This window comes from Sporosarcina sp. ACRSL, from assembly GCF_022346605.1.
Lineage (GTDB): Bacteria > Bacillota > Bacilli > Bacillales_A > Planococcaceae > Sporosarcina.
Genome location: NZ_JAKRNT010000032.1, coordinates 1 through 1,369, shown reverse-complemented (window position 1 = coordinate 1,369; position 1,369 = coordinate 1). Strand labels below are relative to the sequence as shown.

At 54.9% G+C, this 1,369-nt stretch carries 1 rRNA gene; it reads right to left on the bottom strand.

The features are described 5' to 3' along the window. Position 1: 1 nt before the first annotated feature. Positions 2-1,369, bottom strand: a 23S ribosomal RNA gene (locus MHZ92_RS21265); the annotation flags it as partial.

The following is a 1,369-nucleotide window of genomic DNA, read 5'->3' as shown; positions in this document are numbered from 1 at the left end:
TAAGGTTAAGTCCTCGATCGATTAGTATCCGTCAGCTGCACGTGTCGCCACGCTTCCACCCCGGACCTATCCACCTCATCTTCTTTGAGGGATCTTACTTACAAATGTAATGGGAAATCTCATCTTGAGGGGGGCTTCATGCTTAGATGCTTTCAGCATTTATCCCGTCCACACATAGCTACCCAGCGATGCCTTTGGCAAGACAACTGGTACACCAGCGGTGTGTCCATCCCGGTCCTCTCGTACTAAGGACAGCTCCTCTCAAATTTCCTGCGCCCGCGACGGATAGGGACCGAACTGTCTCACGACGTTCTGAACCCAGCTCGCGTACCGCTTTAATGGGCGAACAGCCCAACCCTTGGGACCGACTACAGCCCCAGGATGCGATGAGCCGACATCGAGGTGCCAAACCTCCCCGTCGATGTGGACTCTTGGGGGAGATAAGCCTGTTATCCCCGGGGTAGCTTTTATCCGTTGAGCGATGGCCCTTCCATGCGGAACCACCGGATCACTAAGCCCGTCTTTCGACCCTGCTCGACTTGTAGGTCTCGCAGTCAAGCTCCCTTATGCCTTTGCACTCTGCGAATGATGTCCAACCATTCTGAGGGAACCTTTGGGCGCCTCCGTTACACTTTAGGAGGCGACCGCCCCAGTCAAACTGCCCACCTGACACTGTCTCCTGCCCGGATCACGGGCAAGGGTTAGAAGTCCAATACAGCCAGGGTAGTATCCCACCATTGCCTCCTCCGAAGCTGGCGCTCCGGATTCCAAGGCTCCTACCTATCCTGTACAGGCTGCACCGGAATTCAATATCAGGCTACAGTAAAGCTCCACGGGGTCTTTCCGTCCTGTCGCGGGTAATGCGCATCTTCACGCATATTATAATTTCACCGAGTCTCTCGTTGAGACAGTGCCCAGATCGTTACGCCTTTCGTGCGGGTCGGAACTTACCCGACAAGGAATTTCGCTACCTTAGGACCGTTATAGTTACGGCCGCCGTTTACTGGGGCTTCAATTCAAAGCTTCGCTTGCGCTGACCTCTCCTCTTAACCTTCCAGCACCGGGCAGGCGTCAGCCCCTATACGTCACCTTACGGTTTTGCAGAGACCTGTGTTTTTGCTAAACAGTCGCCTGGGCCTATTCACTGCGGCTCTCTCGGGCTTTAACACCCTACACAGAGCACCCCTTCTCCCGAAGTTACGGGGTCATTTTGCCGAGTTCCTTAACGAGAGTTCTCTCGATCACCTTAGGATTCTCTCCTCGCCTACCTGTGTCGGTTTGCGGTACGGGCACCTCCCGCCTCGCTAGAGGCTTTTCTTGGCAGTGTGAAATCAGGGACTCCGGGGACAATTCCCCTTGCCATCACAGC